At 67.0% G+C, this 25,073-nt stretch carries 27 protein-coding genes; 9 read left to right on the top strand and 18 right to left on the bottom strand.

Annotated elements, in window-relative coordinates:
- The first annotated feature begins 2 nt into the window (after nt 1-2).
- Complete coding sequence (locus J7J08_RS03305) at nt 3-272, top strand: oxidative damage protection protein (protein ID WP_214901428.1); 270 nt, start codon at nt 3-5, stop codon at nt 270-272.
- A 274-nt stretch (nt 273-546) separates the two neighbouring features.
- Here the strand turns inward: J7J08_RS03305 and J7J08_RS03300 are convergent, their stop codons facing one another.
- The 10 genes from J7J08_RS03300 to J7J08_RS03255 form a co-directional block, all read right to left on the bottom strand.
- On the bottom strand, nt 547-1,011 hold the full coding sequence (locus J7J08_RS03300; protein ID WP_214901427.1) for a DUF6491 family protein: 465 nt from the start codon (nt 1,009-1,011) through the stop codon (nt 547-549).
- Nucleotides 1,012-1,097: 86 nt separating this feature from the next.
- Nucleotides 1,098-1,811 carry a lipoprotein-releasing ABC transporter ATP-binding protein LolD gene (lolD, locus tag J7J08_RS03295; RefSeq protein WP_214901426.1) on the bottom strand — a complete coding sequence of 238 codons (714 nt, stop codon included), beginning with the start codon at nt 1,809-1,811 and terminating at the stop codon, nt 1,098-1,100.
- The gene (locus J7J08_RS03290; protein ID WP_214901425.1) at nt 1,804-3,045 is read right to left on the bottom strand and encodes a lipoprotein-releasing ABC transporter permease subunit; all 1,242 of its coding nucleotides are present in this window, start codon (nt 3,043-3,045) and stop codon (nt 1,804-1,806) included. Before J7J08_RS03290 ends, lolD begins: the two co-directional genes overlap by 8 nt.
- Nucleotides 3,046-3,079: 34 nt before the next feature.
- On the bottom strand, nt 3,080-3,517 hold the full coding sequence (locus J7J08_RS03285; protein ID WP_214901424.1) for a hypothetical protein: 438 nt from the start codon (nt 3,515-3,517) through the stop codon (nt 3,080-3,082).
- Nucleotides 3,468-3,716: a succinate dehydrogenase assembly factor 2 gene (locus J7J08_RS03280; RefSeq protein ID WP_214901423.1), complete on the bottom strand. Its 249-nt coding sequence runs from the start codon at nt 3,714-3,716 to the stop codon at nt 3,468-3,470. The genes J7J08_RS03285 and J7J08_RS03280 overlap by 50 nt, the downstream gene beginning before the upstream one ends.
- 150 nt (nt 3,717-3,866) lie before the next feature.
- Nucleotides 3,867-4,652, bottom strand: a complete 786-nt coding sequence (locus tag J7J08_RS03275; RefSeq protein ID WP_214901421.1) for a succinate dehydrogenase iron-sulfur subunit — start codon at nt 4,650-4,652, stop codon at nt 3,867-3,869.
- Nucleotides 4,653-4,717: 65 nt separating this feature from the next.
- Nucleotides 4,718-6,508, bottom strand: coding sequence for a succinate dehydrogenase flavoprotein subunit (gene sdhA, locus J7J08_RS03270; protein WP_214901419.1), 1,791 nt, complete (start codon nt 6,506-6,508; stop codon nt 4,718-4,720).
- Nucleotides 6,509-6,539: 31 nt separating this feature from the next.
- On the bottom strand, nt 6,540-6,926 hold the full coding sequence (sdhD, locus tag J7J08_RS03265; RefSeq protein ID WP_214901417.1) for a succinate dehydrogenase, hydrophobic membrane anchor protein: 387 nt from the start codon (nt 6,924-6,926) through the stop codon (nt 6,540-6,542).
- Nucleotides 6,923-7,315 carry a succinate dehydrogenase, cytochrome b556 subunit gene (sdhC, locus tag J7J08_RS03260; RefSeq protein ID WP_214901415.1) on the bottom strand — a complete coding sequence of 131 codons (393 nt, stop codon included), beginning with the start codon at nt 7,313-7,315 and terminating at the stop codon, nt 6,923-6,925. Before sdhC ends, sdhD begins: the two co-directional genes overlap by 4 nt.
- A 56-nt stretch (nt 7,316-7,371) precedes the next feature.
- Nucleotides 7,372-7,545: a DUF1674 domain-containing protein gene (locus J7J08_RS03255; RefSeq protein ID WP_214901414.1), complete on the bottom strand. Its 174-nt coding sequence runs from the start codon at nt 7,543-7,545 to the stop codon at nt 7,372-7,374.
- A gap of 39 nt (nt 7,546-7,584) precedes the next feature.
- Between J7J08_RS03255 and J7J08_RS03250 the strand changes: the two genes are divergently transcribed.
- The gene (locus J7J08_RS03250) at nt 7,585-8,448 is read left to right on the top strand and encodes a folate-binding protein (RefSeq protein ID WP_214901412.1); all 864 of its coding nucleotides are present in this window, start codon (nt 7,585-7,587) and stop codon (nt 8,446-8,448) included.
- A gap of 230 nt (nt 8,449-8,678) precedes the next feature.
- Here the strand turns inward: J7J08_RS03250 and ugpC are convergent, their stop codons facing one another.
- A complete protein-coding gene (gene ugpC, locus J7J08_RS03245) occupies nt 8,679-9,773 on the bottom strand; it encodes a sn-glycerol-3-phosphate ABC transporter ATP-binding protein UgpC (RefSeq protein ID WP_214901410.1) in 1,095 nt (364 codons plus the stop codon).
- A gap of 354 nt (nt 9,774-10,127) precedes the next feature.
- Between ugpC and zwf the strand changes: the two genes are divergently transcribed.
- The 5 genes from zwf to eda all read left to right on the top strand — a co-directional run bounded on the left by zwf (nt 10,128) and on the right by eda (nt 16,124).
- Entirely contained in the window at nt 10,128-11,567 is a 1,440-nt protein-coding gene (zwf, locus tag J7J08_RS03240; RefSeq protein ID WP_214901408.1) for a glucose-6-phosphate dehydrogenase, read from the top strand.
- Nucleotides 11,564-12,571 carry a glucokinase gene (glk, locus tag J7J08_RS03235; protein WP_214901406.1) on the top strand — a complete coding sequence of 336 codons (1,008 nt, stop codon included), beginning with the start codon at nt 11,564-11,566 and terminating at the stop codon, nt 12,569-12,571. The genes zwf and glk overlap by 4 nt, the downstream gene beginning before the upstream one ends.
- Nucleotides 12,568-13,290, top strand: a complete 723-nt coding sequence (gene pgl, locus J7J08_RS03230) for a 6-phosphogluconolactonase (RefSeq protein ID WP_214901404.1) — start codon at nt 12,568-12,570, stop codon at nt 13,288-13,290. Before glk ends, pgl begins: the two co-directional genes overlap by 4 nt.
- 46 nt (nt 13,291-13,336) lie before the next feature.
- Nucleotides 13,337-15,253, top strand: coding sequence for a phosphogluconate dehydratase (gene edd / locus J7J08_RS03225; protein WP_214901403.1), 1,917 nt, complete (start codon nt 13,337-13,339; stop codon nt 15,251-15,253).
- Nucleotides 15,254-15,464: 211 nt separating this feature from the next.
- Nucleotides 15,465-16,124 (top strand): bifunctional 4-hydroxy-2-oxoglutarate aldolase/2-dehydro-3-deoxy-phosphogluconate aldolase, encoded by a 660-nt coding sequence (eda, locus tag J7J08_RS03220; protein ID WP_214901401.1) that lies wholly within the window; start codon nt 15,465-15,467, stop codon nt 16,122-16,124.
- A gap of 100 nt (nt 16,125-16,224) precedes the next feature.
- Here eda and J7J08_RS03215 read toward each other — a convergent pair whose 3' ends face one another.
- From J7J08_RS03215 to ispG, 3 genes are all read right to left on the bottom strand, one after another.
- On the bottom strand, nt 16,225-16,872 hold the full coding sequence (locus tag J7J08_RS03215) for a response regulator (protein WP_214901399.1): 648 nt from the start codon (nt 16,870-16,872) through the stop codon (nt 16,225-16,227).
- Nucleotides 16,873-17,044: 172 nt separating this feature from the next.
- Entirely contained in the window at nt 17,045-17,815 is a 771-nt protein-coding gene (locus tag J7J08_RS03210; protein ID WP_214901397.1) for a phosphatase PAP2 family protein, read from the bottom strand.
- Entirely contained in the window at nt 17,796-19,061 is a 1,266-nt protein-coding gene (gene ispG / locus J7J08_RS03205) for a flavodoxin-dependent (E)-4-hydroxy-3-methylbut-2-enyl-diphosphate synthase (RefSeq protein ID WP_214901395.1), read from the bottom strand. The genes J7J08_RS03210 and ispG overlap by 20 nt, the downstream gene beginning before the upstream one ends.
- A 150-nt stretch (nt 19,062-19,211) precedes the next feature.
- Here ispG and J7J08_RS03200 point away from each other — a divergent pair, with 150 nt between their 5' ends.
- Both J7J08_RS03200 and J7J08_RS03195 read left to right on the top strand, forming a co-directional pair.
- Entirely contained in the window at nt 19,212-20,438 is a 1,227-nt protein-coding gene (locus J7J08_RS03200; protein WP_214901393.1) for an ATP-binding protein, read from the top strand.
- Nucleotides 20,435-21,022, top strand: coding sequence for a response regulator transcription factor (locus J7J08_RS03195; protein WP_214901391.1), 588 nt, complete (start codon nt 20,435-20,437; stop codon nt 21,020-21,022). Before J7J08_RS03200 ends, J7J08_RS03195 begins: the two co-directional genes overlap by 4 nt.
- 276 nt (nt 21,023-21,298) lie before the next feature.
- Here the strand turns inward: J7J08_RS03195 and pgi are convergent, their stop codons facing one another.
- From pgi to panB, 4 genes are all read right to left on the bottom strand, one after another.
- A complete protein-coding gene (gene pgi / locus J7J08_RS03190; RefSeq protein WP_214901390.1) occupies nt 21,299-22,810 on the bottom strand; it encodes a glucose-6-phosphate isomerase in 1,512 nt (503 codons plus the stop codon).
- On the bottom strand, nt 22,807-23,187 hold the full coding sequence (panD, locus tag J7J08_RS03185; RefSeq protein WP_214901389.1) for an aspartate 1-decarboxylase: 381 nt from the start codon (nt 23,185-23,187) through the stop codon (nt 22,807-22,809). Before panD ends, pgi begins: the two co-directional genes overlap by 4 nt.
- 219 nt (nt 23,188-23,406) lie before the next feature.
- Nucleotides 23,407-24,249 carry a pantoate--beta-alanine ligase gene (panC, locus tag J7J08_RS03180; RefSeq protein ID WP_214901388.1) on the bottom strand — a complete coding sequence of 281 codons (843 nt, stop codon included), beginning with the start codon at nt 24,247-24,249 and terminating at the stop codon, nt 23,407-23,409.
- Entirely contained in the window at nt 24,246-25,061 is an 816-nt protein-coding gene (gene panB / locus J7J08_RS03175; RefSeq protein ID WP_214901387.1) for a 3-methyl-2-oxobutanoate hydroxymethyltransferase, read from the bottom strand. Before panB ends, panC begins: the two co-directional genes overlap by 4 nt.
- Between the last annotated feature and the right edge of the window lie 12 nt (nt 25,062-25,073).

Here is a 25,073-nt window from a genome sequence, read left to right as displayed (position 1 = left end):
CCATGCCCCGCACCGTTTTCTGCCAGTACGAACAACGCGACACCGACGGCCTGGATTTCGTGCCCTATCCCGGCGAGCTGGGCCAGCGCATCTTCAACGGCATCGGCAAGACCGCCTGGGCCGCGTGGCTGGCGCACCAGACCATGCTGATCAACGAAAACCGCCTGTCGCCGCGCGACCCGAAGCATCGCGCGTTCCTGGAGGAGGAGCTGGTCAAGTACCTGTTCAGCGGTGGGGCGGAGAAACCGGCAGGGTTCGTGCCGGAGGCCTAGGCCGAATGGCCTGCGCCGGTAGCGCCGGCCGTTGGCCGGATGCTCTTCGTTCCGGGGTCATGAACGCCTGACGGACGTTTTCGATACGGTCTAAACGCCGGATGGATCGCCGCGATCGACAGGCATCCGCCTTCGGACCCTTGCGCCGCGCTGCGCGCGGTGTCCGGCCAACGGCCGGACCCACGAATTGTTACGGGCCCATTGGGATCTGGATCAATCAACCCAGGGCTCCGGATGCATGGCGGTGTCCGGCACAACGTCGTGCGCGCCGCCCCTAGTCTTCGGGCGGGGGCGGGACCTGGCCCGCTTCGCGCTCCTGCACCTGGGCCTGGCGCATTTCCTGTTCCGAGGCACGCAGCGCCTTGACGTCGAGCTTGCGGATCGTGCCGATGAAACACGGCACGGTCGGGCCACGGTTCGGGTCGCGGACCAGCACCCGGTCGAAGCGTGATGACACCTGGCCGGTCTGGCTGGTCAGGCCGATCGCGGTGGCATAGCTGAGACCGTAGCAGGGGCCGCGCAGCTCGATCAGGTACGCTTCGCTGGGACGCGTCCACACCGCCAGCGCGCTGTCGCCCAGTTCGGTCCAACCATTGAGCGAGCCGAAGTACCGCATCGAGGGCTGCGGCGGGCCCGCATGCGCGCGGTACAACGCCAGGCGTTCGGCGCTGGTGAGGCGGCCGGTGGCGCAGCCGGCCAACATCAAGCCCATGGCAACGATGGCGATAAGCGTCTTCATGGCACCTCCGCGGTGATGGACAAGGCGATCATGCACCCGCTGCCACTGGCCCGCAGGGACGGGCTGGCGGCTGTTCAGCTGCCAGCTCAGACCTGGGCGTGCGCCAAGGCGTGCAGCCGGCCTTCGCGCAGTTCCAGCACGCGGTCCAGCTTGCGCGCCAGGCTGCGGTCGTGGGTCACCAGCACCAGGCTGGTGTGGTGGGCGCGGTTGAGTTCCAGCATCAGCTCGAACACGGTCGCGGCGGTCTTGTCGTCCAGATTACCGGTCGGTTCGTCGCCCAGCACGCAGGCCGGGCGGTTGACCAGCGCGCGGGCCACGGCGGCACGCTGGCGCTCGCCACCGGACAGCTCACCCGGCTTGTGCTCCAGGCGGTGGCCCAGGCCAACCGATTCCAGCAGCGCCTGCGCACGGGTCCGGGCGTCGGCGACCTCCTCACCGCCAAGCAGCACCGGCATCATCACGTTTTCCAGCGCGGTGAATTCGGGCAGCAGGTGATGGAACTGGTACACGAAGCCCAGCGCGCGGTTGCGCAGGCGGCCACGCTGGCCATCGGACAGCGCCGACATCTGGTTGCCGGCCACGAACACTTCGCCGGCGGTCGGCGTATCCAGCCCGCCCAGCAGGTGCAGCAGGGTGCTCTTGCCAGCACCGGAGGCACCAATGATCGCCACCGTCTCGCCAGCGGCCACGCTCAGGTCCAGGCCGTTGAACACCGGGGTCTGCATGCGCCCTTCGGCGTAGGTCTTGGCCAGCCCCTGCGCGCGGATCACTTCGTCGCCGCGGTTGATCGGCTCATTCATAGCGCAGGGCCTCCGCCGGCTGGGTGCGGGCAGCGCGCCACGCGGGATACAGGGTGGCCAGGAAGCTCATCACCAGCGCAATGACGGTGATGATGACGATGTCCGGGGTCTGCATGTCGGTCGGCAGGCCGGTGATGTAATACACGTCCTCCGGCAGCAGCTTGACGTTGAACACCGTCTCGATCGCGCCGAGGATGCGCTCCAGGTTCAAGGTCAGCGTAATGCCGCCGACCACGCCGAGCACGGTGCCGAAGATGCCGATCAATGAACCCTGCACCATGAACACCTGCATCACCCCACCCGGGGTCAGGCCCAGGGTGCGCAGGATGGCGATGTCGGCCTGCTTGTCGGTGACCAGCATCACCTGCGAGGACACCAGGTTGAACGCGCCCATGGCGATGATCAGCGAGAGCAGGATGCCCATCACCACTTTTTCCATGCGCAGCGAGTGGTACAGGTTGGCGTTCTGCTGGGTCCAGTCACTGACCCGGTAGCCGCCGCTGAGGTTGTGGGCCAGGTCCACACCCACGTCCAGCGCCTTGTCCATGTCATGCAGCTTCAGCCGCACCCCGGTGACCCCGTCCATGCGCAGCACGCGCTCCAGGTCGGCCATGTTGGCGTAGGCCACGCCGCGGTCGATCTCGTTGTAGCCGGCTTCGAAGATGCCGCTGACAGTGAAGCGCTTGAGCCGTGGCATCGCGCCCATCGGGGTGCCCTGCACTTCGGCCAGGGTCACCAGCACGGTGTCGCCGACGTCCACGCCCAGCCAGATCGCCAGCTCCTGGCCAACCAGCAGGTTGTAGCTGCCTTCCTTGAGGCTGTCGAAGCTGCCCTTCTTGACCTTGGTATTGATCACCGACACCGCTGGCTCCAGCGCGGGGGCGATGCCCTGCACGATCGCCCCCTGCACCCGGGCGCCGCTGAGCATGGCCTGGATCTCGATGTACGGTGCGGCACCGGCCACGCGCGGATCCTTGCGGGCCACCTCTACCGCATGCTGCCAGTTCGCCATGGGCGCGCCGTCGGCGGTGATGGTGGTATGCGCGGTCATCTGCAGCAGGCGGTCGCGGATCTCCTTCTGGAAGCCGCTCATGACCGCCAGCGTGGTGATCAGCACGGTCACGCCCAGCGCGATGCCGAGGATCGAGGCCATGGAAATGAAGGAGATGAAGCCGTTGCGGCGTTTGGCCCGCAGGTAACGCAGGCCGATGGATACTGGTATGGGTTTGAACATGCAGGTACGCCGGACAATTCACGCTATGGTGCCATCACGGACGTGAACGCGGAATGGGACGGGCCTGGATCGCCAGTCGCAGTTCACGTCGGCGTTGCGGCGGCAGCGTGTCAGGCCAGAACAGGCAGGCCTGGCGGCGGCCGTGGCGGCACCAGCTCAGCTGCAGGAGCGGGCCGCGGTCGTGCAGGGAGACCCCTTCCACCGGCTGGCCATCGACCTGCGCCGGGCTGTCGCCGGGTGGGATCAGGATCGACCGCATCGGGCGGCAGCGGTAGCGCCAGCCCTGCAGCGCCACCCCTGCCCCGGCCAGCAGGCCCAGCGGCCAGTGCGCGGCGGCAGGCAATGCGCTGGCCTGTATCGCCCAGGGCATCAGCAGCGCGAACAGCGCGTGGGCGGCGGTCTGCCAGCGCGAGGGGCGCCACTCAAGCCGGCAGGGCGCGGATCCGGGCGATGAGGTCGGCGAGTTCGGCATCCGGGCATTCCTCGTAACCCATGAACCACCGCCACAATTTATCGTCTTCGCAGTCCAGCAGGCGCAGGAAAACGTCGCGTTCGCCGGTCGGTGCAATGGCCCATTGGCGGTCGAGGTAACGCTCGAACAGCTGGTCCAGTTCGCGCATGCCGCGGCGGCAGCGCCAGCGGAGTTTCTTGAGGAGGGTGGCTTCGTCCATTTTCGGTGATTCCAGACTAGAGCACGTCATCCGAGTGCGCGGCAGTACACGGGCGCGTGGCGACGCGCTGAAAACAAAGGCGCCCCCTATGTCAAGGGGGCGCGGCTTCGCCGTCATGCCTTGGCAGCCACGCAGGGCGTGGCTCTACGATCAGGCGCGGCGCGCCATCATGAGCTTCTTGATCTCGGCGATCGCCAATGCCGGGTTCAGGCCCTTCGGGCAGGTCCGGGCGCAGTTCATGATGGTGTGGCAGCGGTACAGCTTGAACGGGTCTTCCAGGTCGTCCAGGCGCGCACCGGTGTCTTCGTCGCGCGAGTCGACGATCCAGCGGTAGGCCTGCAGCAGGATCGCCGGGCCAAGGTAACGCTCGCCGTTCCACCAGTAGCTCGGGCAGCTGGTCGAGCAGCAGGCGCACAGGATGCACTCGTACAGGCCATCGAGCTTCTTGCGGTCTTCCGGTGACTGCAGGCGCTCACGGTCCGGCGGCGGCGGCGTCTGGGTGCGGATCCACGGCTTGATCGACGCGTACTGCGCATAGAAGTGGGTCAGGTCCGGCACCAGGTCCTTGACCACGCTCATGTGCGGCAGCGGGTAGATCGGCACTTCGGCCTTGCCGCAGTCGGCAATGGCGCGGGTGCAGGCCAGCGTGTTGGTGCCGTCGATGTTCATCGCGCACGAACCGCAGATGCCCTCGCGGCACGAACGGCGGAAGGTCAGCGACGGGTCGATCTCGTTCTTGATCTTGATCAGCGCGTCCAGGACCATCGGGCCGCAGGCGTCGAGATCGATCTCGTAGGTATCGGTACGCGGGTTGCTGTCGTCGTCGGGACTCCAGCGGTAGACCTTGAAAGTACGCAGGTTCTTCCCACCCGCGGCGGCGGGGAAGTGCTTGCCCTTGGTGATCTTGGAATTCTTTGGCAGGGAAAACTCGGCCATGGCTGCTCTCGTTGGCTCAGGCGGCCCGCGCCCTCAGGGCGCGGATTGCATGGTGGGGGTCGCGATCAGTACACGCGCGGCTTCGGCGGCACCACGGCAACCTCGTCGGTCAGCGTGTACATGTGCACCGGGCGGTAGTCGAAGCTGCACTTGCCGTTGTCGTCGACATTGACCAGCGTGTGCTTGTGCCAGTTGACGTCGTCGCGATCCGGGAAGTCCTCGTGTGCGTGCGCACCGCGGCTTTCCTTGCGCTGTTCGGCCGAGTTGATCGTCGCCACCGCGTTGAGCAGCAGGTTGTTCAGCTCGTAGGTTTCGATCAGGTCCGAGTTCCAGACCAGCGAACGGTCGGTGACCTTCACGTCCTGGAACGAATCGAACACCTGCGCCATCTTCGCGCAGCCGTCCTTCAGCGTTTCGCTGGTACGGAACACCGCCGCATCGGCCTGCATGGTGCGCTGCATGCGGTCGCGGATGACCGAGGTCGGGGTGTCGCCGTTGGCGTAACGCAGTTTGTCCAGCAGGCCCAGCGCCTTGTCGCAGGCGTCGGCGGCCAGCGGCTTGTGCGCCGCGCCCGGCTTGATGGTCTCGGCGCAGCGGTTGGCCACCGCACGGCCGAACACCACCAGGTCCAGCAGCGAGTTGGAGCCCAGGCGGTTGGCACCGTGCACCGACACGCAGGCGGCTTCGCCGATGGCGTACAGGCCCGGCACCACGGCATCGGGGTTGTCGCCGACCTTGCGCACCACTTCACCGTGGAAGTTGGTCGGGATGCCGCCCATGTTGTAGTGCACGGTCGGGATGACCGGGATCGGCTGGGTATGCACGTCGACGCCGGCGAAGATGCGGGCGCTTTCCGCGATGCCCGGCAGCTTCTCGTCGATCACGCCCGGGCCAAGGTGGGTCAGGTCGAGCAGGATATGGTCCTTGTGCTCGCCGACGCCGCGGCCTTCGCGGATCTCGATGGTCATCGAACGGGCCACCACGTCGCGCGAGGCCAGGTCCTTGTAGTGCGGTGCGTAGCGCTCCATGAAGCGCTCGCCATTGCTGTTGCGCAGGATTCCGCCTTCACCGCGGACACCCTCGGTGATCAGGCAGCCGGCGCCGTAGATGCCGGTCGGGTGGAACTGCACGAACTCCATGTCCTGCATGGCGATGCCGGCACGCATGGCCAGGCCGCCACCGTCGCCGGTGCAGGTGTGCGCCGAGGTGGCGCTGAAGTAGGCACGACCGTAGCCGCCGGTGGCCAGCACCACGCCCTGGGCGCGGAACAGGTGCAGCGAGCCGTCGGACATGTCCAGCGCGAGCACGCCGCGGCAGACGCCTTCCTCGTCGAAGATCAGGTCGAGTGCGAAGTACTCGATCATGAAGCGCGCGTTGTGGGCCAGCGACTGCTGGTACAGCGTGTGCAGCATGGCGTGGCCGGTACGGTCGGCCGCCGCACAGGTGCGCTGCGCCGCCGGGCCTTCGCCGTACTTGGTGGTCATGCCACCGAACGGGCGCTGGTAGATCTTGCCCTCTTCGGTACGGCTGAACGGAACGCCGTAGTGCTCCAGTTCGATGATGGCCGGAATGGCCTCACGGCACATGTACTCGATGGCGTCCTGGTCGCCCAGCCAGTCCGAGCCCTTGATGGTGTCGTAGAAGTGGTAACGCCAGTCGTCCTCGCCCATGTTGCCCAGCGCGGCGGAAATACCGCCCTGCGCGGCCACGGTGTGCGAACGGGTCGGGAAAACCTTGGTCAGGCAGACGGTCTGCAGGCCCTTGGCGGCAAGACCGAACGTGGCACGCAGGCCGGCACCGCCGGCGCCCACCACGACCATGTCGTACTTGTGTTCCGTAATCTTGTAAGCGGACATCTACTCTGGATTCCTGTTTTGGTGCCTGGACTCAGGCAACGCCGAGCGCAATGCGGGCGACCGCAAAAACACTGACGATCGCGCCCAGCACGGCAATGAACTTCACCGTGGTCTGCAGCGCCAGGGCCAGCAACGAATTATGGATGTAGTCTTCCAGCACGACCTGCAGGCCGATCTGGGCGTGCCAGAACATGGCGACCAGGAAGCCCACCAGCAGCACCGCGTTCCACGGCTTGGACACAGCGTCGGCGGCGGTCACGTAATCGGCGTTGATCAGGCTCAGCACGAACACCAGGAACCAGAGGGTCAGCGGGATCAGGGCGGTGGCGGTCAGGCGCTGCAGCACGAAGTGCTCGGTGCCGGTCTTGGCCGCGCCCAGGCCACGCACGTTCTTCAGCGGGGTACGGAACTTGCTCATGCGGCGGCTCCCAGGAACACATAGGCCCAGACCAGCGCAGTGATCACCAGGCTGGCGATGACCGACAGCCAGCTGCTGCGCACGAAGGCGGGAATGCTGAAGCCGATGGCGAAGTCCTGCACGATGTGGCGGATGCCGTTGCAGAAGTGGTAGGCAAACGACCACGTCCATGCGAACAGGAACAGCTTTCCATACCAGCTGCCGGCGTGGCCGGCGAAGCAGTTCCAGGATTCAGGACCCATCATCAGGGCCAGCAGGCCGCCGGCGATGATCAGGGCTCCAACAGACAGAAAGATGCCGGTCGCTCGATGCAGGATCGAGGTGGCCATCTGGATCTGCCAGCGATACACCTGAAGGTGCGGGGAAAGGGGACGTTCTCTGGCGGCCATTCGCTGGGCTCGTTGTCTCGGCTGGGCGGCACAATGCCGCGTTGGCTCAATGCTGATCAGAAATCGATGCAGCGTCCGTTTTTCTCCCAATCTCCGTACCGCACCGGATCAAGTCCGCCGCGGCCACCGATTTCCACAGGCACCACCGGCGTATCGGCGAGCGGCTGCTCCTCCGGTACCAGCGGGGCTTCAGGTTCGGAATCTGGAGTGGGGGTTGTTTGGCCTATCATGGGTGGTCTCGCAACGCACAAATTTTAGACCCCGTTCACGTGCCTGACAACCTCGCCCTCGATTTCATCGGTTTTCCGCGCCTTGCAGGTCACGCGCTGCTCAGTCTGCGCGGCCCGGAAGCGGCGGTGTTCGCCCATGCCCAATTCTCCAGCGACGTCACTGCCCTGCCCCTGCGGCACTGGCAGTGGAGTGCATGGCTGAACGCCAAGGGCCGCACGCTGGCTGTGTTTCAGCTGTTGCGGGTGGACCAGGAGCACGTGCTGCTGGTGCTGGCGGACGGCGATGCCGATGCGATTGCGTCGCAGTTACAGCGGTTTGTGTTCCGCCGCAAGGTCACGCTCGAGGTGCGCACCGACCTGGTCGTGGCCGGCAGCTTCACCGCGCCGGAAGCGGCTTCCGGCGCCGCCATTGCGCTGGAAGGCGATGCATTGGAGCTGGACGTGGGCAGCGATGCATTGCCGCGCACCCTGAAGATCGCACCCATGCCCGCGGACAGTACCGCGACGGATTCCGCGTTTGAACTGGCCTGGCGCCAGTCGGACCTGCGCTATGGCGTGCCGCGCCTGGCGGCCGACCAGCGCGAACAGTGGACCCCGCAGCAGCTCGGCCTGGACCGGTTGAACGGTTACAGCGTGAAGAAGGGCTGCTACCCCGGCCAGGAAATCGTGGCGCGCACCCATTTCCTGGGCAAGGCCAAGCGTGCGTTGCAGCTGCTGCGCGTAGCCGACGGCGTCGAGAGCGGCGCCAAGGTGCAGCAGAACGGCGCCGACATCGGTACCGTCGCCAGCGTCGCTGGCGACCTGGCCTTGGCGGTGTTGCCACTGGAAATGCCCGAAGGCGCGTTGAGCGTGAACAGCATGGAAGCCCACCCGGTACCGTTGCTGGAAGGCCTCGCCCGCTGACGGCCCCCGCAGGACACGCATGGCGTGTCCCTACGCCCCAGCCAAAATTGTCCGTTCGACCCCAAAACCGCTCGACCAAGGGTCGTAGTGACACGCCATGCGTGTCAACGCCATGCCGAACGAAGAGGACGAACCGCCATGCGTGTCAACACCATGCCGAACGGAGATGGCGTGTCAACGCCATGCCGAACGAAGCCGCAGGTCACAACCGCAGGTCGTGACCCGTCCCGTCAAACGTCGTGATTCAACCGTTCCCCACTCTCCGCATCAAAGAAATGCAACCCCTGCGGCTGGATCGCCACGCGGATCGTGCCACCCACCGCCGGCAATGCCTGCGGTGCCACGCGCATCACCAGGGCCTGGTCGCCGTGGGTCATGTTGACGAAGATCTCGTTGCCGACCGGTTCGATGCCATCAATGGTCGACTCGAACGCGGTGGCATCGCCCGGCGCCGCCGGCTGCAGATGCTCCGGGCGTACGCCGACGGCCAGGCTGCGGCCGATCCAGGCCGGATCAACCGTCGCCTCGCCCAGCGGCGCGTGCAGCGCGGCATTGCGGACCAGCAGCCCGCCATCGCCGCGTTCCAGGGTGCCGCGCAGCACGTTCATCGCGGGGCTGCCGAGGAAGCCGGCCACGAACAGGTTGGCCGGGCGGTCGTACAGCGCCATCGGCGTGTCGATCTGCTGGATCACCCCATCCTTGAGCACCACGATGCGCTGCCCCAGGGTCATCGCTTCGACCTGGTCATGGGTCACGTAGATCATCGTCGTGCCCAGCTTGCGGTGCAGCTGCGCGATTTCGGTGCGCACGCTGTGGCGCAGCTTGGCATCCAGGTTCGACAGCGGCTCATCCAACAGGAACACCGCCGGTTCGCGCACCAGCGCACGGCCCAGCGCCACGCGCTGGCGCTGGCCGCCGGACATCGCCTTGGGCAGCTTGTCCAGCATGTCGGTCAGGCCCAGCGTCTGCGCCGCCTCGTTGACCCGCCGGGCAATCGTCGCCTTGTCGTGGCCACGCAGCTTCAGGCCGAAGGCGAGGTTTTCGGCCACGGTCATATGCGGGTACAGCGCATAGCTCTGGAACACCATGGCGATGTCGCGATCCTTGGGCGCCACATCGTTGACCACGCGGTCGCCGATGCTCAGCGTGCCAGCGCTGATCTCCTCAAGGCCGGCCACCATGCGCAGCAGGGTCGACTTGCCACACCCCGAGGGTCCCACCAGGACCATCAATTCCCCGTCAGCCACTTCGAAGGTCGCGCCGTGGACGGCCACCTGGCCGTTGTCGTAGACCTTGCGCACGCCCTGCAACTGCACTTTTGCCATATCACCCATTCCAGTCCGCCCGCTGCCGGGCTGTTGATGCGGAACTGCCTTCGGCCCTCCCGATGGCAGGTCGATGGCGTGGTGCCGCATGACGGCGACCACTGCAATCGAATACAGTCTGCGCATTCTGCCATGTAAACGTTTTCACGTGGCACTATCCCATGATCGGTCATGACCGCGTCGCCTTCAGGGAAGCAGATTCTCCCGATCGGCCCGTGACATGCCCCATGATGGGCAGGCCCGCACCTGTTCATGTTGCAGCTGCAACTACCGGACACCGCGGCCAGCTGGACCCCCGAGAACATAGACGAGAAGCGATTGACAACGATGTCACCCGGATCTGAAACTCGAGCGATGCACGATACCCTCTTCCTGTTTGGCGCCACCGGCGATCTCGCCCAGCGCTACCTGTTCCCTTCGTTGCTGCGCCTGCTGGGCGATGGCCTGCTGCCGGAAGACTTCAAGGTCCGCGCACTGGCGCTGTCCCCACATGACACCGACGCATTCCGCCAGATCCTGCGCCCACGGCTGCAGCAGGCGATGCCGGCGGCCAGCCTGGAAGACATCCAGTCGCTGCTTGATCGCATCGATTACCGCTCGGTGGATCTACGCGATCCCGACTCGGTGGCCGACTCGGTGCGCGACCTGGTCCACCGCAACTGCGTGAGCTACCTGGCCATTCCGCCGGGCCTGTACATCTCGACCTGCGAGGGCCTGGCCCTGGGTGGCGCGCTGGCAGCACCGGCGCGCCTGATGCTGGAAAAGCCGATCGGCAGCGACAGCGCCAGCGCCGAACAGATCCTGACCACCATCGGCCAGTGGATCGACGAAGACCGTGTGTTCCGCCTTGACCACTACCTGGGCAAGGCGGCGGTGCAGAACCTGATCGCACTGCGGTTCGGCAACACGCTGCTCGAGGCGGTGTGGAACCGCAACTACATCGAATCGGTGCACATCCTGGTCGCCGAAAGCGAAGGCGTGGATGGCCGCGATGCCTACTACGCGCGTTCAGGCGCGCTGCGCGACATGGTCCAGAGCCACATCCTGCAGCTGCTGTGCCTGGTGGCGATGGAGCCGCCGGCATCGCTGGAAGCCGACCGCATCCGCGATGAGAAGGTCAAGGTGCTGCGTGCACTGCGTCCGCTGGACGCGAAGCATGCCGCGCGCGACAGCGTGCGCGGCCGCTACACCGCCGGCACCATCCACGGCCAGCCCGCGCAGGCCTACCAGCCGCCGGAAGGCAGCGACGTGGAAACCTTCGCCGGTGTCACCGCGCATATCGACAACTGGCGCTGGTCCGGCGTTCCGTTCCACCTGGTCACCGGCAAGCGCCTGGCCGAGCGCACCACCCGCGTGGTGGTCACGCTCAAGCCGGTCACGCATTGGCTGTTCGAGCGCCCCGACCGCGGCAACGCCACGCCCAACCGCATCACCTTCCAGCTGCAGCCGCAGGAAAACATCGAGCTGGGCCTGATGAGCAGCCTGGCGGGTCCGGAGTGGGGTGCGCTGGAGCTGCATCCGCTGGAACTGGAACTGTCGGTGCCGACCGGCCTGCACCGTCGTATCGCCTATGAGCGCCTGTTCCTGGATGCGTTCAATGGCAACCATGCGCTGTTCGTGCGCGATGATGAAGTGCGCGCCGCGTGGGCCTGGATCGACAGCGTCAGCGATGCCTGGAAGGAAGCCCAGCTGCCGCTGCAGCCCTACCCGGCTGGCGAATGGGGTCCCGAACAGGCGTTGGGCTTCCTGCCTGCCGACGTGGATGCCGAGGCCAACCGCAAGGATCGCGCATGACGGTGTCGACCCAACCGGCGCTGGTGGCCGACATCGGCGGCACCAACGCCCGCTTCGCGCTGGCCGACACCAGCCTGGCCGCGCCGCTGCTCAAGGACAGCATCCGCGAGTTCGTGGTGGCCGATTTCCCCTCACTGGGCGATGCCGCACGGCATTACCTGGAGCAGATCGGCGCCGAAGCGCGCCGCGGCGTGTTCGCCGTGGCCGGCCGCGTGGATGGTGACGAGGCACGCATCACCAACCATCCGTGGGTGATCTCGCGCATGCGCACCGCGCACATGCTCGGCTTCGACGACCTGCACCTGATCAACGACTTCGCCGCGCAGGCGATGGCGATTTCGCTGCTGCAGCCGCAGGACGTGGTCCAGGTCGGCGGTGCGACGTGGGTGCCGGGTCAGCCCGGACAGCCGCGCAACTACGCGGTGATCGGCCCGGGCACCGGGCTGGGCGTGGGTGGGCTGATCCTGCGCCATGGCCGCTGCTATCCGCTGGAAACCGAGGGCGGCCACGTCAGCTTCCCGCCCGGCACGCCGGAGGAGATCCGCATCCTGGAAATCCTGTCCGAGCAGTTCGGACGGGTGTCCAACGAACGCCTGATCTGCGGCCCGGGCCTGGTCAACATCCATCGCGCGGTGTGCGAGATGGCCGACGTCGATCCGGGCCAGCTGCAGCCGGTGGACGTCACCGCGCGTGCCTTGCACGGCGACCCGCAGGCGATGCGCACGGTGGATCTGTTCTGCGCGGTCTTCGGCGCGATCGCTGGCGACCTGGTGCTGATCCAGGGTGCCTGGGACGGCGTGTTCCTGACCGGCGGGCTGGTGCCCAAGATGCTCGATTCGCTGCAGCATTCCGGTTTCCGCCAGCGCTTCGAACACAAGGGTCGGTTCTCTTCGATCATGGCCCGGGTGCCGTCGCTGGCGGTCATGCATCCGCACGCGGGCCTGCTGGGCGCAGCGGGATATGCCGCCGACCTCGAACGCGACCTGCCAGGAGGCGCTGCATGAACCTGCTTGACCACTCCGACCGCTTCACCCTTGTCCGGCACTCCGATGCCGATGCGTGGATCGAAACGATCGCGGCCGAAATGGCGCAGATCCTCAACCACGACATCGCCGCCGAAGGCCGCGCACGCATGCTGCTCTCCGGCGGCACCACGCCGGCGCCGGTGTACCAGGCACTGGCCGAACTGGACGTACAGTGGGACCGGGTGGAAGTCAGCCTGGTCGATGAGCGCTGGCTGTCGCCGCAGGATCGGGACAGCAATGCCTGGCTGGTTCGCCAGAGCCTGCTCAACCGCGCCGAGGGCGCGCACTTCGACCCGCTGGTGCGGGTCGGCAAGCCGCTGCCCGAATGCGTGCACGACGCCAACCTGCAGGCCCAGTACAGCCAGCCGCCGAGCCTGGCGGTGCTGGGCATGGGCAACGACGGCCACACCGCTTCACTGTTCCCGGGCTCGCGCGACCTGGCGCGGGCGCTGGAAAGCACCCTGCCCTACGCGGCGCTGGATGCCACCGGCTGCCCGGGTTCGAACCAGTGGCCGCTGCGCATCACGCTCACCCCGCACGGTCTGCGCCGCTGCCGCCAGCGCCTGCTGCTGCTGCGCGGCAAGCAGAAACTGGAAGTGCTGAAGCAGGCACTGGAAAGCAACAACGCGCAGCTGTACCCCATCCTGAACGCGATCGACATCGATGGCCCCACGCTGCGCATCCACTGGTGCGATTGATTGCATGTGCCTGTCGTCCCGTTCGCCCTCCCATAGCCGGTAGCCAATGAGCCTGCATCCAAAACTCCATGCCATCACCGAGCGCATCGTCCAGCGCAGCGCCGCCTCGCGCGCCGCGTACCTGGCCGGCATCGACGCCTCGCTGCGCGACGGCCCGTTCCGTTCGCGCCTGAGCTGCGGCAACCTCGCCCACGGCTTCGCGGCCTGCGGCCCGACCGACAAGAGTCGCCTGCGCGGCGGCGTGACGCCGAACCTCGGCATCGTCACTGCCTACAACGACATGCTGTCGGCGCACCAGCCGTTCGAGCACTACCCGGAGATCCTGCGCGAAACCGCGCGTTCGCTCGGTGCGACCGCGCAGGTCGCCGGCGGTGTGCCGGCGATGTGCGACGGGGTCACGCAGGGCCGCGGCGGCATGGAGCTGTCGCTGTTCTCGCGCGATGTGATCGCGCAATCGACCGCGATCGGCCTGAGCCATGACATGTTCGACAGCACGGTCTACCTGGGCGTGTGCGACAAGATCGTGCCGGGCCTGCTGATCGGCGCGCTGGCGTTCGGCCACCTGCCGGCGATTTTCCTGCCGGCAGGGCCGATGACGCCGGGCATTCCGAACAAGCAGAAGGCCGAGGTGCGCGAGCGCTATGCGGCCGGCCTGGCCACGCGCGAGGAGCTGCTGGAGGCGGAAGCGGCGTCATACCATGGGGTGGGCACGTGCACGTTCTACGGCACGGCCAATTCCAACCAGACCCTGCTGGAGGCGATGGGCGTGCAGTTGCCGGGCGCGTCGTTCGTCAATCCAGAGACGCCACTGCGTGATGCGCTGACCCGCCATGCGGCGGTACGTGCGCTGGAGATCACGGCGCTGGGCGACGATTTCCGGCCGCTGGGTCGTTTGATCGATGAGCGCGCGATCGTCAATGCGGTGGTCACGCTGATGGCCACGGGCGGTTCGACCAACCACACGATCCACTGGATCGCGGTGGCGCGGGCGGCGGGCATCGTGTTGACGTGGGATGACATGGACCAGCTGTCGCAGTTGGTGCCGCTGCTGGCGCGGGTGTACCCGAACGGCGAGGCGGACGTGAACCGTTTCGCGGCGGCCGGTGGTACGGCATTCGTGTTCCGTGAGCTGATGGACGCGGGGCTGATGCACGGGGACCTGGTGACGGTGGCCGAAGGTGGCATGCGCCAGTACACGCAGGATCCGGCGCTGCGCGAAGGTGCGCTGACCTGGGTCGATGGCATTGCGGAAAGCGCGGACCGTGAGGTGGTGCGCGGGGTGGCCGAGCCGTTCGAGGCACAAGGCGGGCTGCGGCTGCTGCGCGGCAACCTGGGCCGTTCGCTGATCAAGCTGTCGGCGGTGAAGCCGCAGTACCGGTCGATCGAGGCGCCGGCGGTGGTGGTGGATGCGCCGCAGGTGTTGAACAAGCTGCACGCGGCGGGCCTGCTGCCGCAGGATTTCGTGGCGGTGGTGCGTTACCAGGGGCCGCGTGCGAACGGAATGCCGGAACTGCATTCGCTGGCGCCGTTGCTGGGGCTGCTGCAGAACCAGGGCCGGCGGGTGGCACTGGTGACGGACGGCCGTCTATCGGGCGCGTCGGGCAAGTTCCCGGCGGCGATCCACATGACGCCGGAAGCGTCGCGCGGTGGTCCGCTCGGGCGGGTACGCGAGGGCGACATCATCCGTTTGGACGGTGAAGCGGGCACGCTGGAAGTGCTGGTGGACGCGGCCGAATGGGCAGCGCGCGAGCAGGCGCCGAACACGGCACCGGCAGCGCACGACCTGGGCCGCAACCTGTTCGCGATGAACCGCCGTCTGGTGGGTCCGGCCGACCAGGGGGCGATCTCGATTTCCTGCGGGCCGGCGGCTGCCGACGGCGATATCTGGAATTACGACGCGGAGTACGAACTGGGGCATGACGCTGCTGCTGCGCTTGCTCCGCATGAAGCAAAGGACGCCTGACGCGGTAGAGCCGGGCTCTGCCCGGCTCCACGGATGGCCGGATGCGAACGGCAGAAGCGGCGGTAGGTGTCGCCTGATGTGAGGCGACGGCGGGGGCCTCACCCCACATTCCGGTGCCTCTTTGGCGTCGGCGAATCGGTAGCGTCGGCCGTTGGCCGACCCTCGGGACCCTTGGTCAACCAGTGTTCCCGATCAACAGGAAGAAATTTTCATGACCATTGCTGTACACCAGAAACGCGCTGAAACCCTGTTGCTTGCCGCGGGCATCTTGCCGGTGGTCACCGTGCATACGCTGGACCAGGCACGCGCGGTCAGTGCGGCACTGTTGGAAGGTGGCCTGCCGGCCATCGAACTGACCCTGCGTACGCCGGTGGCGATGGAAGCGTTGGCGATGCTCAAACGCGAGCTGCCGGATGTGGTGGTGGGCGCGGGCACGGTGCTGACGGTGGCGCAGATGCAGCAGTCGATCGATGCGGGCGCGGATTTCCTGGTAACGCCGGGGACGCCGGCGCACATGGCCGATGCGCTGGCGGCGGCACCGCTGCCGGTGGTACCGGGCGCGGCGACACCGACCGAGATGCTGGCGCTGTATGCGCGCGGCTTCCGGGTGTGCAAGCTGTTCCCGGCATCGGCGGTCGGTGGCCTGGCGATGATCAAGGGCCTGGCCGGTCCAATCCCGGACCTGAAGCTGTGCCCGACCGGCGGCATCACGGAAACGACGGCGGCCGAGTACCTGGAGCAGAAGAACGTGGTCTGCATCGGCGGTTCGTGGATGGTCCCGGGCAACTGGATCGACAACGGCGACTGGGACAAAGTGCGCGAGAGCGCGGCGCAGGCGGCGAAGATTGTCGCGCGTGTTCGGTCGCGCTGAGGTTGCAGAGATTGCGCAGCCACGCAGGGCGTGGCTCTACGGATGCGGTGTCGAAAAAAATGCCCGGATTTCCGGGCATTTTTTTTGATTGCGACCTGCGTTACATCGGCCTTGCGGGATCCACCAACCCATACTGGCTGGCCATGCGCGCCAAGGCGATGTTGTCGTGGATACCCATCTTCTCGAACAACCGCGCCTTGTGGGTATTGACGGTCTTGGCGCTCAGGCTCAAGCGCTTGGCAATGTCTTCCTGGCGCAACCCTTGGGTCAACAACAACGCCACTTCCAGCTCCCGCGGGGACAGGCTGTCGAACGGGGACTGGCTGCCTTCCACGTTGGACAGGGCCAGGTTCTGGGCGATGCTGTTGCCCAGATAACGCCGGCCGAGCGCCGCGTCGCGCACGGCGCGCAGCAGTTCCTGGGCGTCGCAGGCCTTGCCGATGTAGCCGGAGGCGCCGGCTTCGAGCAGGCGCTTGGGCATCGGGCCGTCTTCAAGCACGGACACGATCACCACGCGGGTGCCATGGTCGCCACGGACCACGCGTTCGGTGACTTCCATTCCACTCACGCCCGGCAGGTGCAGGTCGCACAGCACCACGTCGGGGCGCAGCTGGCGGATCGCAGGCAACGCGTCTTCGCCGGATTCGGCCTCACCCACCACTTCGATGTCCGTCTCGTTGGACAGGATCATCTTCATGCCGGTTCGCACCAGCGCGTGGTCGTCCACCAGAAACACTCGAATCGTCATCCCACGCACCCTCGTCCAAACGCTGCAAACCGGGGCCAGCCTAGCGACAGGGTCAAGCGATAACAAGGAAGCGTGTTCCCCATCAGCGCGTTCTGATGCCCGCGTCACATCCGTGCCGGACTACCCCTGCCCTATGCCTATCGCCCCAGGCCGTACCGGTTTATTGGACCTATCACGGTCCGCGGAAACCCCTGCCGCATCCGGCCCGCTCCCCGCGACCGGCAGGTACCGACCATTGGTCGGTACGCCGCCACGGGCGGCGGCGGCGGAACATCACCAGGAAGCACCCTACCACCCAAACCAGTGCGGCACACCATCCGGCCAGGATGTCGGAGGGGTAATGGACGCCCAGGTAGACGCGCGAGAGGCTGACCGAGCCGGCGAACAGCACGCCAAATGCCACGGCCGGCCAGCGCCAGCGGGTATTCCAGGCCAGCAGCACCAGCACCGCGGCCAGGGTCATCGAGCCCATGGCGTGGCCACTGGGAAAGCTGTAGGTGCTTTCCGGAGCGATCGATTCCCACAGGCTCGGCCGGTCGCGCTGGAAGACCTGCTTGCTGCCGATGTTGAGCAGGGCCGAGCCGGCGAAGCTGAGCGCGGCGAAGCTGGCTTCGCGCCAGCGCTGGCGCAACAGCAGCAAGGCCACGATCAGGATGTCGGCCGGGATCACGCCCCATTGGTAGCCGATACGGGAAATGAACACGAATGCCGCATCCAGGCTGGGCCGGGCCGCGTCGTGCATCTTCCACAGCAGCGGGGCGTCGAAGTAGAACGCCTCCAACTCATGTACTTCGTCGGCCAGGGCCACGAAACCGGCCAGGGGCAGCAGCACGCCGGCAAACAGCAGCACGAAACGCCAGGAGTTTCGCGCCATCCAGTGGCGGAAGCCGGCGGCCGGTTCCGGCCCCGCCAACACCGTTGGCTTATCCGATGCTTCGGACATACTTGCGTTCGACGTAATCGTCGATCAGCGCCACGAACTCCTGGGCGATGTTGTCGCCGCGCAGCGTTACCGTCTTTTCGCCATCGACAAACACCGGCGCGGCCGGCGTTTCACCGGTACCGGGCAGCGAAATACCGATGTTGGCGTGGCGCGATTCGCCCGGGCCGTTGACGATGCAGCCCATCACGGCCAGGGTCATGTTCTCCGCGCCGGGATGGCTCACTTTCCATTCCGGCATTTTGCCGCGCACATGGTTCTGCACGACCTTGGCCAGTTCCTGGAAGAACTCGGAGGTGGTGCGGCCGCAGCCCGGGCAGGCTGTGACCAGCGGGGTGAAGGCGCGCTGGCCGGTGGTCTGCAGCAGTTCCTGGGCGACGATCACCTCCTGCGTACGCGACTGGCCGGGTTCGGGCGTCAGCGAAATGCGGATGGTGTCGCCGATCCCTTCCTGCAGCAGCACGGCCAGTGCCGCCGAAGAGGCGACGATGCCCTTGCTGCCGATGCCCGCTTCGGTCAGGCCCAGGTGCAGGGCGAAGTCCGAACGCTGGGCCAGGTCGCGGTACACCGCGATCAGTTCCTGCACGCCGCTGACCTTGGCCGACAGCACGATGCGGTCGCGCGGCAGGCCCAGTTCGACGGCGGTATGCGCCGAATCCAATGCGGAGCGGATCAGCGCTTCGCGCAGCACCCTGCCTGCGTCCCAGGGCTGGGCGCGCTGGCTGTTTTCGTCCATCAGGCGGGCCGCCAGCGACTGGTCCAGCGAGCCCCAGTTGGCGCCGATGCGCACCGGCTTGTCATAGCGGATCGCGAACTCGATCAGCTGCGCGAACTGGGTGTCCTTTTTCTTGCCGAAGCCGACGTTGCCCGGGTTGATCCGGTACTTGGCCAATGCTTCGGCGCAGGCCGGTTCCTGGGTCAGCAGCTGGTGGCCGTTGTAATGGAAGTCGCCGATCAGCGGGACCTCGACCCCCATCATCCGCAGCTTTTCCACGATGCGTGGAATGGCCGCGGCCGATTCGGGATTGTTCACGGTCAGGCGCACCATTTCCGAGCCGGCCCGCCACAGCTCGGCCACCTGCTTGACGCTGGAGGCCACGTCGGCGGTGTCGGTGTTGGTCATCGACTGGACCACCACGGGCTGGCCCCCACCCACGACCACGCCGCCGATGCGGACGGCCTGGGTCTGGCGGCGGGCCCACACGGTAGTGTCGGACGGTTGGGTCGGTTGGCTGACGGCGTCGTGCATTCCCCATTTTAGCGCGCGCCGGGCACCGGCGCGCGCGGGTAGGTACCGCAAGGAACGGCAACGCCGTTCCTAACGTCTTCCGCCCGCGCCCGCCCGATGCGGCCTATTGTCGCAGGCAGCCAGCCGCGCAAGCGCATACGATGGCAGCCGATGACCGGTACCGACGCCCCCTTCCTACGCACCCTGTGCAGCCTGCGCTGGCTGGCCGTGGCCGGCCAGGCCGCAACCATCCTGGTGGCCAGCTGGGTGCTGGGCCTGGAACTGCCGCAACTACCGCTGTGGTCCGGGGTGCTGGTACTGATCCTGTTCAACCTGTACGCGCAGCTGCGCGTGCTCGACGCCGATACCGCGCCACTGACCGCGTTCTGCCACATTCTGGTGGATGTGGCGGTGCTGACCTGGATGGTCGGCTGGAGCGGTGGGGTCGGCAACCCGTTCGGCTCGCTGTTCCTGATCCTGATCGCACTGGCCGCGCTGGCCCTGCCGGTGCGCTGGACCCTGGCGGTGGCTGCGGCCTGCCTGATCGGCTATGCGGTCAGCGGCATCTTCGGCAAGCCACTGCCGCATGGCTACTTCACCGCGATGGACCTGCACCAATGGGGCGTGGTGGCCAACTTCCTGCTGTCGGCGGCGGTGGTGCTGGCGTTCGCCACCCGGCTGGCGATGGCGCTGCGTCGGCGCGAACACGAACTGGCCCTGCTGCGCGAGCGCTTCGCGCGCAACGAAGGCATCGTGGCGCTGGCCACCCACGCCGCGTCGGTGGCGCATGAACTGAACACCCCGCTGGCGACCATGACCCTGCTGGCCGACGACATTGCCGACCAGACCGACAACCCGGAAGTACGCGACGACGTGGACACGCTGCGCGAGCTGCTCGTGCAGTGCCGCGAACGCGTGCTGGCACTGGCCCGGCCGGCTGCCGGCCAGGCCCGCGGCAATGAGCCGGTGACGTTGCCGCAGGTGCTGGAGCAGTGGCGGCTGGTGCGCCCGACCATCACCCTCAAGCGCAACGACGATGCCCCGCTGCAGCTGCCGCTGGACCCGGGCATCGGCCACCTGCTGATGGTGCTGCTCAACAACGCGGCCGACGCCGGCGAGCAGGCCGAACGACCGCAGGTGGACCTGACCCTGCGCATCGAAGGCCACGACCTGATCGGCGAAGTACGCGATTACGGACGCGGGTTCGACGCGCGCGATGCGGTGCTGCCCGGCACCCTGTTCAACAGCGGCAAGACCCAGGGCATGGGCGTGGGCCTGGCCCTGTCCCATGCCACCATCGAGCGCCTGGACGGCGAGTTGTGGATGCGCCCGGCCCAAGGTGCCGGTACCCGCGTTGGCTTCCGCCTGCCCTTGGCTGCACCGGAGATTTCCCCATGAACACCCCCACGCTGCCCGCTTCCGGCCACGGCCTGCTGGTCGACGACGACGAACTCTACCTGCGCACGCTGCAGCGCAGCCTGGCCCGCAAGGGCCTGGAGACAGTGACCGCCAGCGACATCGCCTCGGCCCTGGCGCTGGCCCGGCAGCAACCGCCAGCGTATGCGCTGATCGACCTGAAGCTGGGTTCGGAATCCGGGCTGGCGCTGATCCAACCATTGCGGGCGCTGCGCGAGGACATGCGCATCCTGCTGGTAACCGGTTATGCGAGCATCGCCACTGCAGTGGAGGCGATCAAGCTGGGCGCCGATGATTACCTGCCCAAGCCGGCCACCGTGCCGATGATCCTGCGTGCGCTCGGCGAAGAAGACGACGGCCCGGCCGACGATGGCGAGATGGAGCCACCGGACGCGATGACCCCGATCAGCCGGTTGCAGTGGGAGCACATCCAGCAGGCGATGCATGAGACGGGTGGGAATGTGTCAGCCGCCGCTCGGCTGTTGGGCATGCACCGGCGTTCATTGCAGCGCAAGTTGGCGAAACGCCCCAGCCCCGAGCGCGACCCGTCGCGCGAGGGGCGGTAGCCCCGGCCGTTGGCCGGACCATGGACCGCCTGGGCCGGCCAACGGCCGGCGCTACCGTGGTGAACCACCCGCAAACCCCGGGGTTTCATCCGTGCGACGCGCGGTAGCCCCGGCCGTTGGCCGGACCACGGATCGCCTGGGCCGGCCAACGGCCGGCGCTACCGTGGTGAACCACCCGCAAACCTCGGGGTTTCATCCGCGCGACGGGCGGTAGCCCCGGCCGTTGGCCGGACCACGGATCGCCTGGGCCGGCCAACGGCCGGCGCTACCACGGTTTCAGCGGAGCTTTTCGAGGATTTCCAGCGTCACCGGATCGGTAATCCCATGCGCCTCACCCTGCAGCGCCGGCAGCAGCTGGCTGGCCAGTTGCTTGCCCAGCTCCACGCCGAACTGGTCGAAGGCGTTGATGTTCCAGATCAGCGACTGCACATACACCGCGTGTTCGTACATCGCGATCAACGCGCCCAGCGCTTGCGGGGTCAGCGCGTCCAGCAGGATCAGCGTGCTCGGGCGACCACCCGGGTACTCACGATGCGGATCGTCGCTGCCCTGGCCGTTGGCCAGTGCCTCGGTCTGCGCCAGCAGGTTGGCCATCAGCGCCTGGTGATTGATCTGGTACGGATCATCGTTATGCACGCAGCCGATGAAATCGGCCGGGATCACGCTGGTGCCCTGGTGCAGTGCCTGGAAGAAGCTGTGCTGCACGTCGGTACCCGCCCCACCCCACCACACCGGTACGGTGTCGCTGCCCACCGGGCTGCCGTCGAGCTGCACGCGCTTGCCCAGGCTTTCCATCACCAGCTGCTGCAGGTAGGCCGGCAGCAGCGCCAGCCGCTGGTCGTAGGTCATCACCGCGTGCGTGGCATGGCCGAGCAGGTTGCGGTTCCAGATGTCGGTCAGCGCATGCAGCACCGGCAGGTTCTGCGCCAGCGGCGCGTTCAGTGCATGCGCGTCCATCTCGGCCGCACCGGCCAGCAGCTGTTCGAAACGCTCGAAGCCGATCGCCAGCGCGATCGGGAAGCCCACCGCCGACCACAGCGAATAGCGCCCGCCCACCCAGTCCCACATCGGCAGCACGCGGCCGGCGGCGATCGAAAACGCCTTGGCGGCACGCTCGGGGTTGGCGCTGACCGCATACAGGCGCTCGCTGCCGCCCAGCCAGTCATGCAGGATCTGCCCGTTGAGCAGGGTTTCCTGGGTGCCGAAGGTCTTGGAAATGAGGATGCCGGCGGTGGTGGCCGGGTCCAGCATGGCCAACGTGCGCTGCATGGCCGCGCCGTCCACGTTGGAGACGAAATGCACGCGGAAGCGCGCGCCGGTGACCGGGCGCAGCGCATCGGCGACCAGGCGCGGACCGAGGTCCGAACCGCCGATGCCGACGCTGACGATATCGGTGACGTTGGTCTTTCCCAGCACGGCGATCAGCTCGCCCATCTGCACGCGTACCTGCGCGGCGGTGGCGAAGGCCTCACCGGCCACCGGCGTACCACTGACATCGCCACGCAGGGCGGTATGCAGGGCGGCGCGGCCTTCGGTGACGTTGACCACCTCACCGCGGAACAGGCGCTGGAAGCCACCGGCGACATCACGCTCGACGGCCAGTTGCAGCAGCGCATCCAGCGCCGCGCGGTCGTACTTCTGCCGCGCGAAGTTGGCATACAACGGACCGACCCGCAGCCCCAGCGATTGTGCGCGACCGGGTTCGGCGGCGATCAGTGCGGGGATGCTCGCGCCACGCAGGCGCTGGGCATGGGAATGAAGCGGGTCGAATCCGTTGTTCTGTGTCATGCGGCCTGGGTCGGGATGCTGTCGTTGGTGTGGGAGATCTGGTTGTTGCCGTCCACATATACCAACTTCGGGCGGAAACTGTCAGCTGCTTCTTCGCTCATGCTGGCGAAGGCGGCGATGATGATGATGTCGCCGACCTGCACGTGGCGCGCGGCGCCGCCGTTGAGCGAGACCACGCCGCTGCCCGCTTCGGCGCGGATGGCATAGGTCGAGAAGCGCGCACCGTTGGTGACGTCCCAGATATGCACCTGTTCGAACTCACGGATGCCCGTGGCCAGCAGCAGGTTGTCATCGATGGCGATGGAACCTTCGTAGTTCAGTTCCGAATGAGTAACGGTAGCGCGGTGAATTTTGGTCTTGAGCAGGGACAGGTGCATGGCAGCGGGGACAACGGCAAAGGAAAGCGAAATTCTAGCACCCGCCACCCCTGCGGCAGGAGCAGCCCCTGCCCCGCTGTGAGCGGTTCAGGCAGATGATGGGTCGGGGATTTGAGCGCGATGGGCAGCCGGGCAGAGCCCGGCTCTACGGGATTGCATGCAATCTGGGGCAGCCACGCAGGGCGTGGCTCTACAGGGCCGCGCCGGACAGCAGGCGGCTTAGAACTCCAGGTTGTCGATCAGGCGGGTGCTGCCGATGCGCGCGGCGATCAGGGCCACGCGGTTGCCGGTTTCGCTGTCGGCCGGCTCGGACAGGTCCGGCTTGCGCACCACCGCGTAGTCGACCTGGAAGCCGGCGGCCTGCAGGGCGGCGGCGGCTTCGGCTTCGATCAGGCTGCGCGGCTTGCCGGCGATGAAGCCTTCGCGCATGCCCAGCAGCACCTGGTGGATGGTCGTGGAGACCTGGCGATGCTCGCCATTGAGGTACTGGTTGCGCGAACTCATGGCCAGGCCGTCGGCCTCACGCACGATGTCGCCGCCCACGATCTGGATCGGGAAGGCCAGGTCCTCGACCATCTGGCGGATCACCGCCAGCTGCTGGTAGTCCTTCTTGCCGAAGGCGGCCACGTCCGGCTGGACCTGGTTGAACAGGCGCGAGACCACGGTGCACACGCCGTCGAAATGGCCCGGGCGGTGGGCACCCTCGAGCAGGCTGGAAATGCCCGGCACGTTCACGCTGGCCGCCAGCTCCACCCCGAACGGGTACATCGATTCGACCGTAGGCAACCACAGCACATCGCAGCCGGCCTGCTCCAGCCCGGTGGTGTCGGCTTCCGGGGTGCGCGGGTAGCGGGTGAAGTCTTCGTTGGGGCCGAACTGGGTCGGGTTGACGAACACGCTGGAGACCACGCGGTCGGCGTACTGCCGGGCCAGGGTGACCAGCGAGTAGTGGCCGGCGTGCAGGTTGCCCATGGTGGGAACCAGCGCGACGCGCAGGCCCTCCCGCTTCCAGCCATTGACGACGGTGCGCAGGCGGGACAGTTCGGTGACGGTGTCGATCATGAGGCGTAGGCGTGTTCTGCGTCGGGGAAGGAGCCGTCGCGCACTGCGTCGGCATAGGCACGGACCGCGCCGGCGATCGACCCGCCTTCGGCAAGGAAATCCTTGACGAACTTGGGACGGCGGTGGCCACTGTCCAGGCCAAGGAAATCGTGCAGCACCAGCACCTGGCCGTCGCACTGCGGGCCGGCACCGATGCCGATGGTGGGCACCGACACGGCAGCGGTGACCTCGGCGGCCACCGGGGTCGGCACGCACTCGAGCACCATCAGGCTGGCACCGGCCGCGACCACGGCCTTGGCGTCTTCAACCAGCTCGCGGGCGGCGTCACCCCTGCCCTGCACCCGGTAACCGCCGAGGCGGAGTACCGACTGCGGGGTCAGGCCCAGGTGCGAGCAGACCGGGATTTCGCGCTCCACCAGGTAACGGATGACGTCCAGCTTGAAGCCGGCGCCTTCGATCTTGACCATCTCCGCGCCGGCCTGGAGCAGGCGCAGCGAGGCCTTGAAGGCACGTTCGGGCGTGGCATCCGCGCCGAACGGCAGATCGGCGATCAACAGCGCGCGGGTCAGCACCCGGGCCACGCAGGCGGTGTGGTACACCATGTCGTCGGTGGTCACCGGCAGGGTCGAATCGTGCCCCTGCACCACCATGCCCAGCGAATCGCCGATCAGGATCAGGTCGACGCCATTGGCATCGAACGCCCGCGCGAAGCCGGCGTCGTAAGCGGTCAGCATGACCAGCTTCTGGCCGTTGCGCTTGGCCTCGGCCAGTGCGGGGACGGTCCAGGGCTTGCTGTCTGCGTGGGTACTCATGAGCTGATAACC

This window comes from Stenotrophomonas sp. ISL-67 (assembly GCF_018612915.1).
Classification (GTDB): domain Bacteria; phylum Pseudomonadota; class Gammaproteobacteria; order Xanthomonadales; family Xanthomonadaceae; genus Stenotrophomonas.
This window is presented reverse-complemented; position numbering and strand designations above follow the sequence as displayed.

Excerpts from the sequence above, each read along its gene's own strand:
- J7J08_RS03305 (WP_214901428.1), top strand. The coding sequence starts at position 3 with ATGCCCCGCACCGTTTTCTGCCAGTACGAACAACGCGACACCGACGGC.
- J7J08_RS03300 (WP_214901427.1), bottom strand. The coding sequence starts at position 1,011 with ATGAAGACGCTTATCGCCATCGTTGCCATGGGCTTGATGTTGGCCGGC.
- lolD (WP_214901426.1), bottom strand. The coding sequence starts at position 1,811 with ATGAATGAGCCGATCAACCGCGGCGACGAAGTGATCCGCGCGCAGGGG.
- J7J08_RS03290 (WP_214901425.1), bottom strand. The coding sequence starts at position 3,045 with ATGTTCAAACCCATACCAGTATCCATCGGCCTGCGTTACCTGCGGGCC.
- J7J08_RS03285 (WP_214901424.1), bottom strand. The coding sequence starts at position 3,517 with ATGCCGAACTCGCCGACCTCATCGCCCGGATCCGCGCCCTGCCGGCTT.
- J7J08_RS03280 (WP_214901423.1), bottom strand. The coding sequence starts at position 3,716 with ATGGACGAAGCCACCCTCCTCAAGAAACTCCGCTGGCGCTGCCGCCGC.
- J7J08_RS03275 (WP_214901421.1), bottom strand. The coding sequence starts at position 4,652 with ATGGCCGAGTTTTCCCTGCCAAAGAATTCCAAGATCACCAAGGGCAAG.
- sdhA (WP_214901419.1), bottom strand. The coding sequence starts at position 6,508 with ATGTCCGCTTACAAGATTACGGAACACAAGTACGACATGGTCGTGGTG.
- sdhD (WP_214901417.1), bottom strand. The coding sequence starts at position 6,926 with ATGAGCAAGTTCCGTACCCCGCTGAAGAACGTGCGTGGCCTGGGCGCG.
- sdhC (WP_214901415.1), bottom strand. The coding sequence starts at position 7,315 with ATGGCCGCCAGAGAACGTCCCCTTTCCCCGCACCTTCAGGTGTATCGC.
- J7J08_RS03255 (WP_214901414.1), bottom strand. The coding sequence starts at position 7,545 with ATGATAGGCCAAACAACCCCCACTCCAGATTCCGAACCTGAAGCCCCG.
- ugpC (WP_214901410.1), bottom strand. The coding sequence starts at position 9,773 with ATGGCAAAAGTGCAGTTGCAGGGCGTGCGCAAGGTCTACGACAACGGC.
- zwf (WP_214901408.1), top strand. The coding sequence starts at position 10,128 with ATGCACGATACCCTCTTCCTGTTTGGCGCCACCGGCGATCTCGCCCAG.
- glk (WP_214901406.1), top strand. The coding sequence starts at position 11,564 with ATGACGGTGTCGACCCAACCGGCGCTGGTGGCCGACATCGGCGGCACC.
- pgl (WP_214901404.1), top strand. The coding sequence starts at position 12,568 with ATGAACCTGCTTGACCACTCCGACCGCTTCACCCTTGTCCGGCACTCC.
- edd (WP_214901403.1), top strand. The coding sequence starts at position 13,337 with ATGAGCCTGCATCCAAAACTCCATGCCATCACCGAGCGCATCGTCCAG.
- eda (WP_214901401.1), top strand. The coding sequence starts at position 15,465 with ATGACCATTGCTGTACACCAGAAACGCGCTGAAACCCTGTTGCTTGCC.
- J7J08_RS03215 (WP_214901399.1), bottom strand. The coding sequence starts at position 16,872 with ATGACGATTCGAGTGTTTCTGGTGGACGACCACGCGCTGGTGCGAACC.
- J7J08_RS03210 (WP_214901397.1), bottom strand. The coding sequence starts at position 17,815 with ATGTCCGAAGCATCGGATAAGCCAACGGTGTTGGCGGGGCCGGAACCG.
- ispG (WP_214901395.1), bottom strand. The coding sequence starts at position 19,061 with ATGCACGACGCCGTCAGCCAACCGACCCAACCGTCCGACACTACCGTG.
- J7J08_RS03200 (WP_214901393.1), top strand. The coding sequence starts at position 19,212 with ATGACCGGTACCGACGCCCCCTTCCTACGCACCCTGTGCAGCCTGCGC.
- J7J08_RS03195 (WP_214901391.1), top strand. The coding sequence starts at position 20,435 with ATGAACACCCCCACGCTGCCCGCTTCCGGCCACGGCCTGCTGGTCGAC.
- pgi (WP_214901390.1), bottom strand. The coding sequence starts at position 22,810 with ATGACACAGAACAACGGATTCGACCCGCTTCATTCCCATGCCCAGCGC.
- panD (WP_214901389.1), bottom strand. The coding sequence starts at position 23,187 with ATGCACCTGTCCCTGCTCAAGACCAAAATTCACCGCGCTACCGTTACT.
- panC (WP_214901388.1), bottom strand. The coding sequence starts at position 24,249 with ATGATCGACACCGTCACCGAACTGTCCCGCCTGCGCACCGTCGTCAAT.
- panB (WP_214901387.1), bottom strand. The coding sequence starts at position 25,061 with ATGAGTACCCACGCAGACAGCAAGCCCTGGACCGTCCCCGCACTGGCC.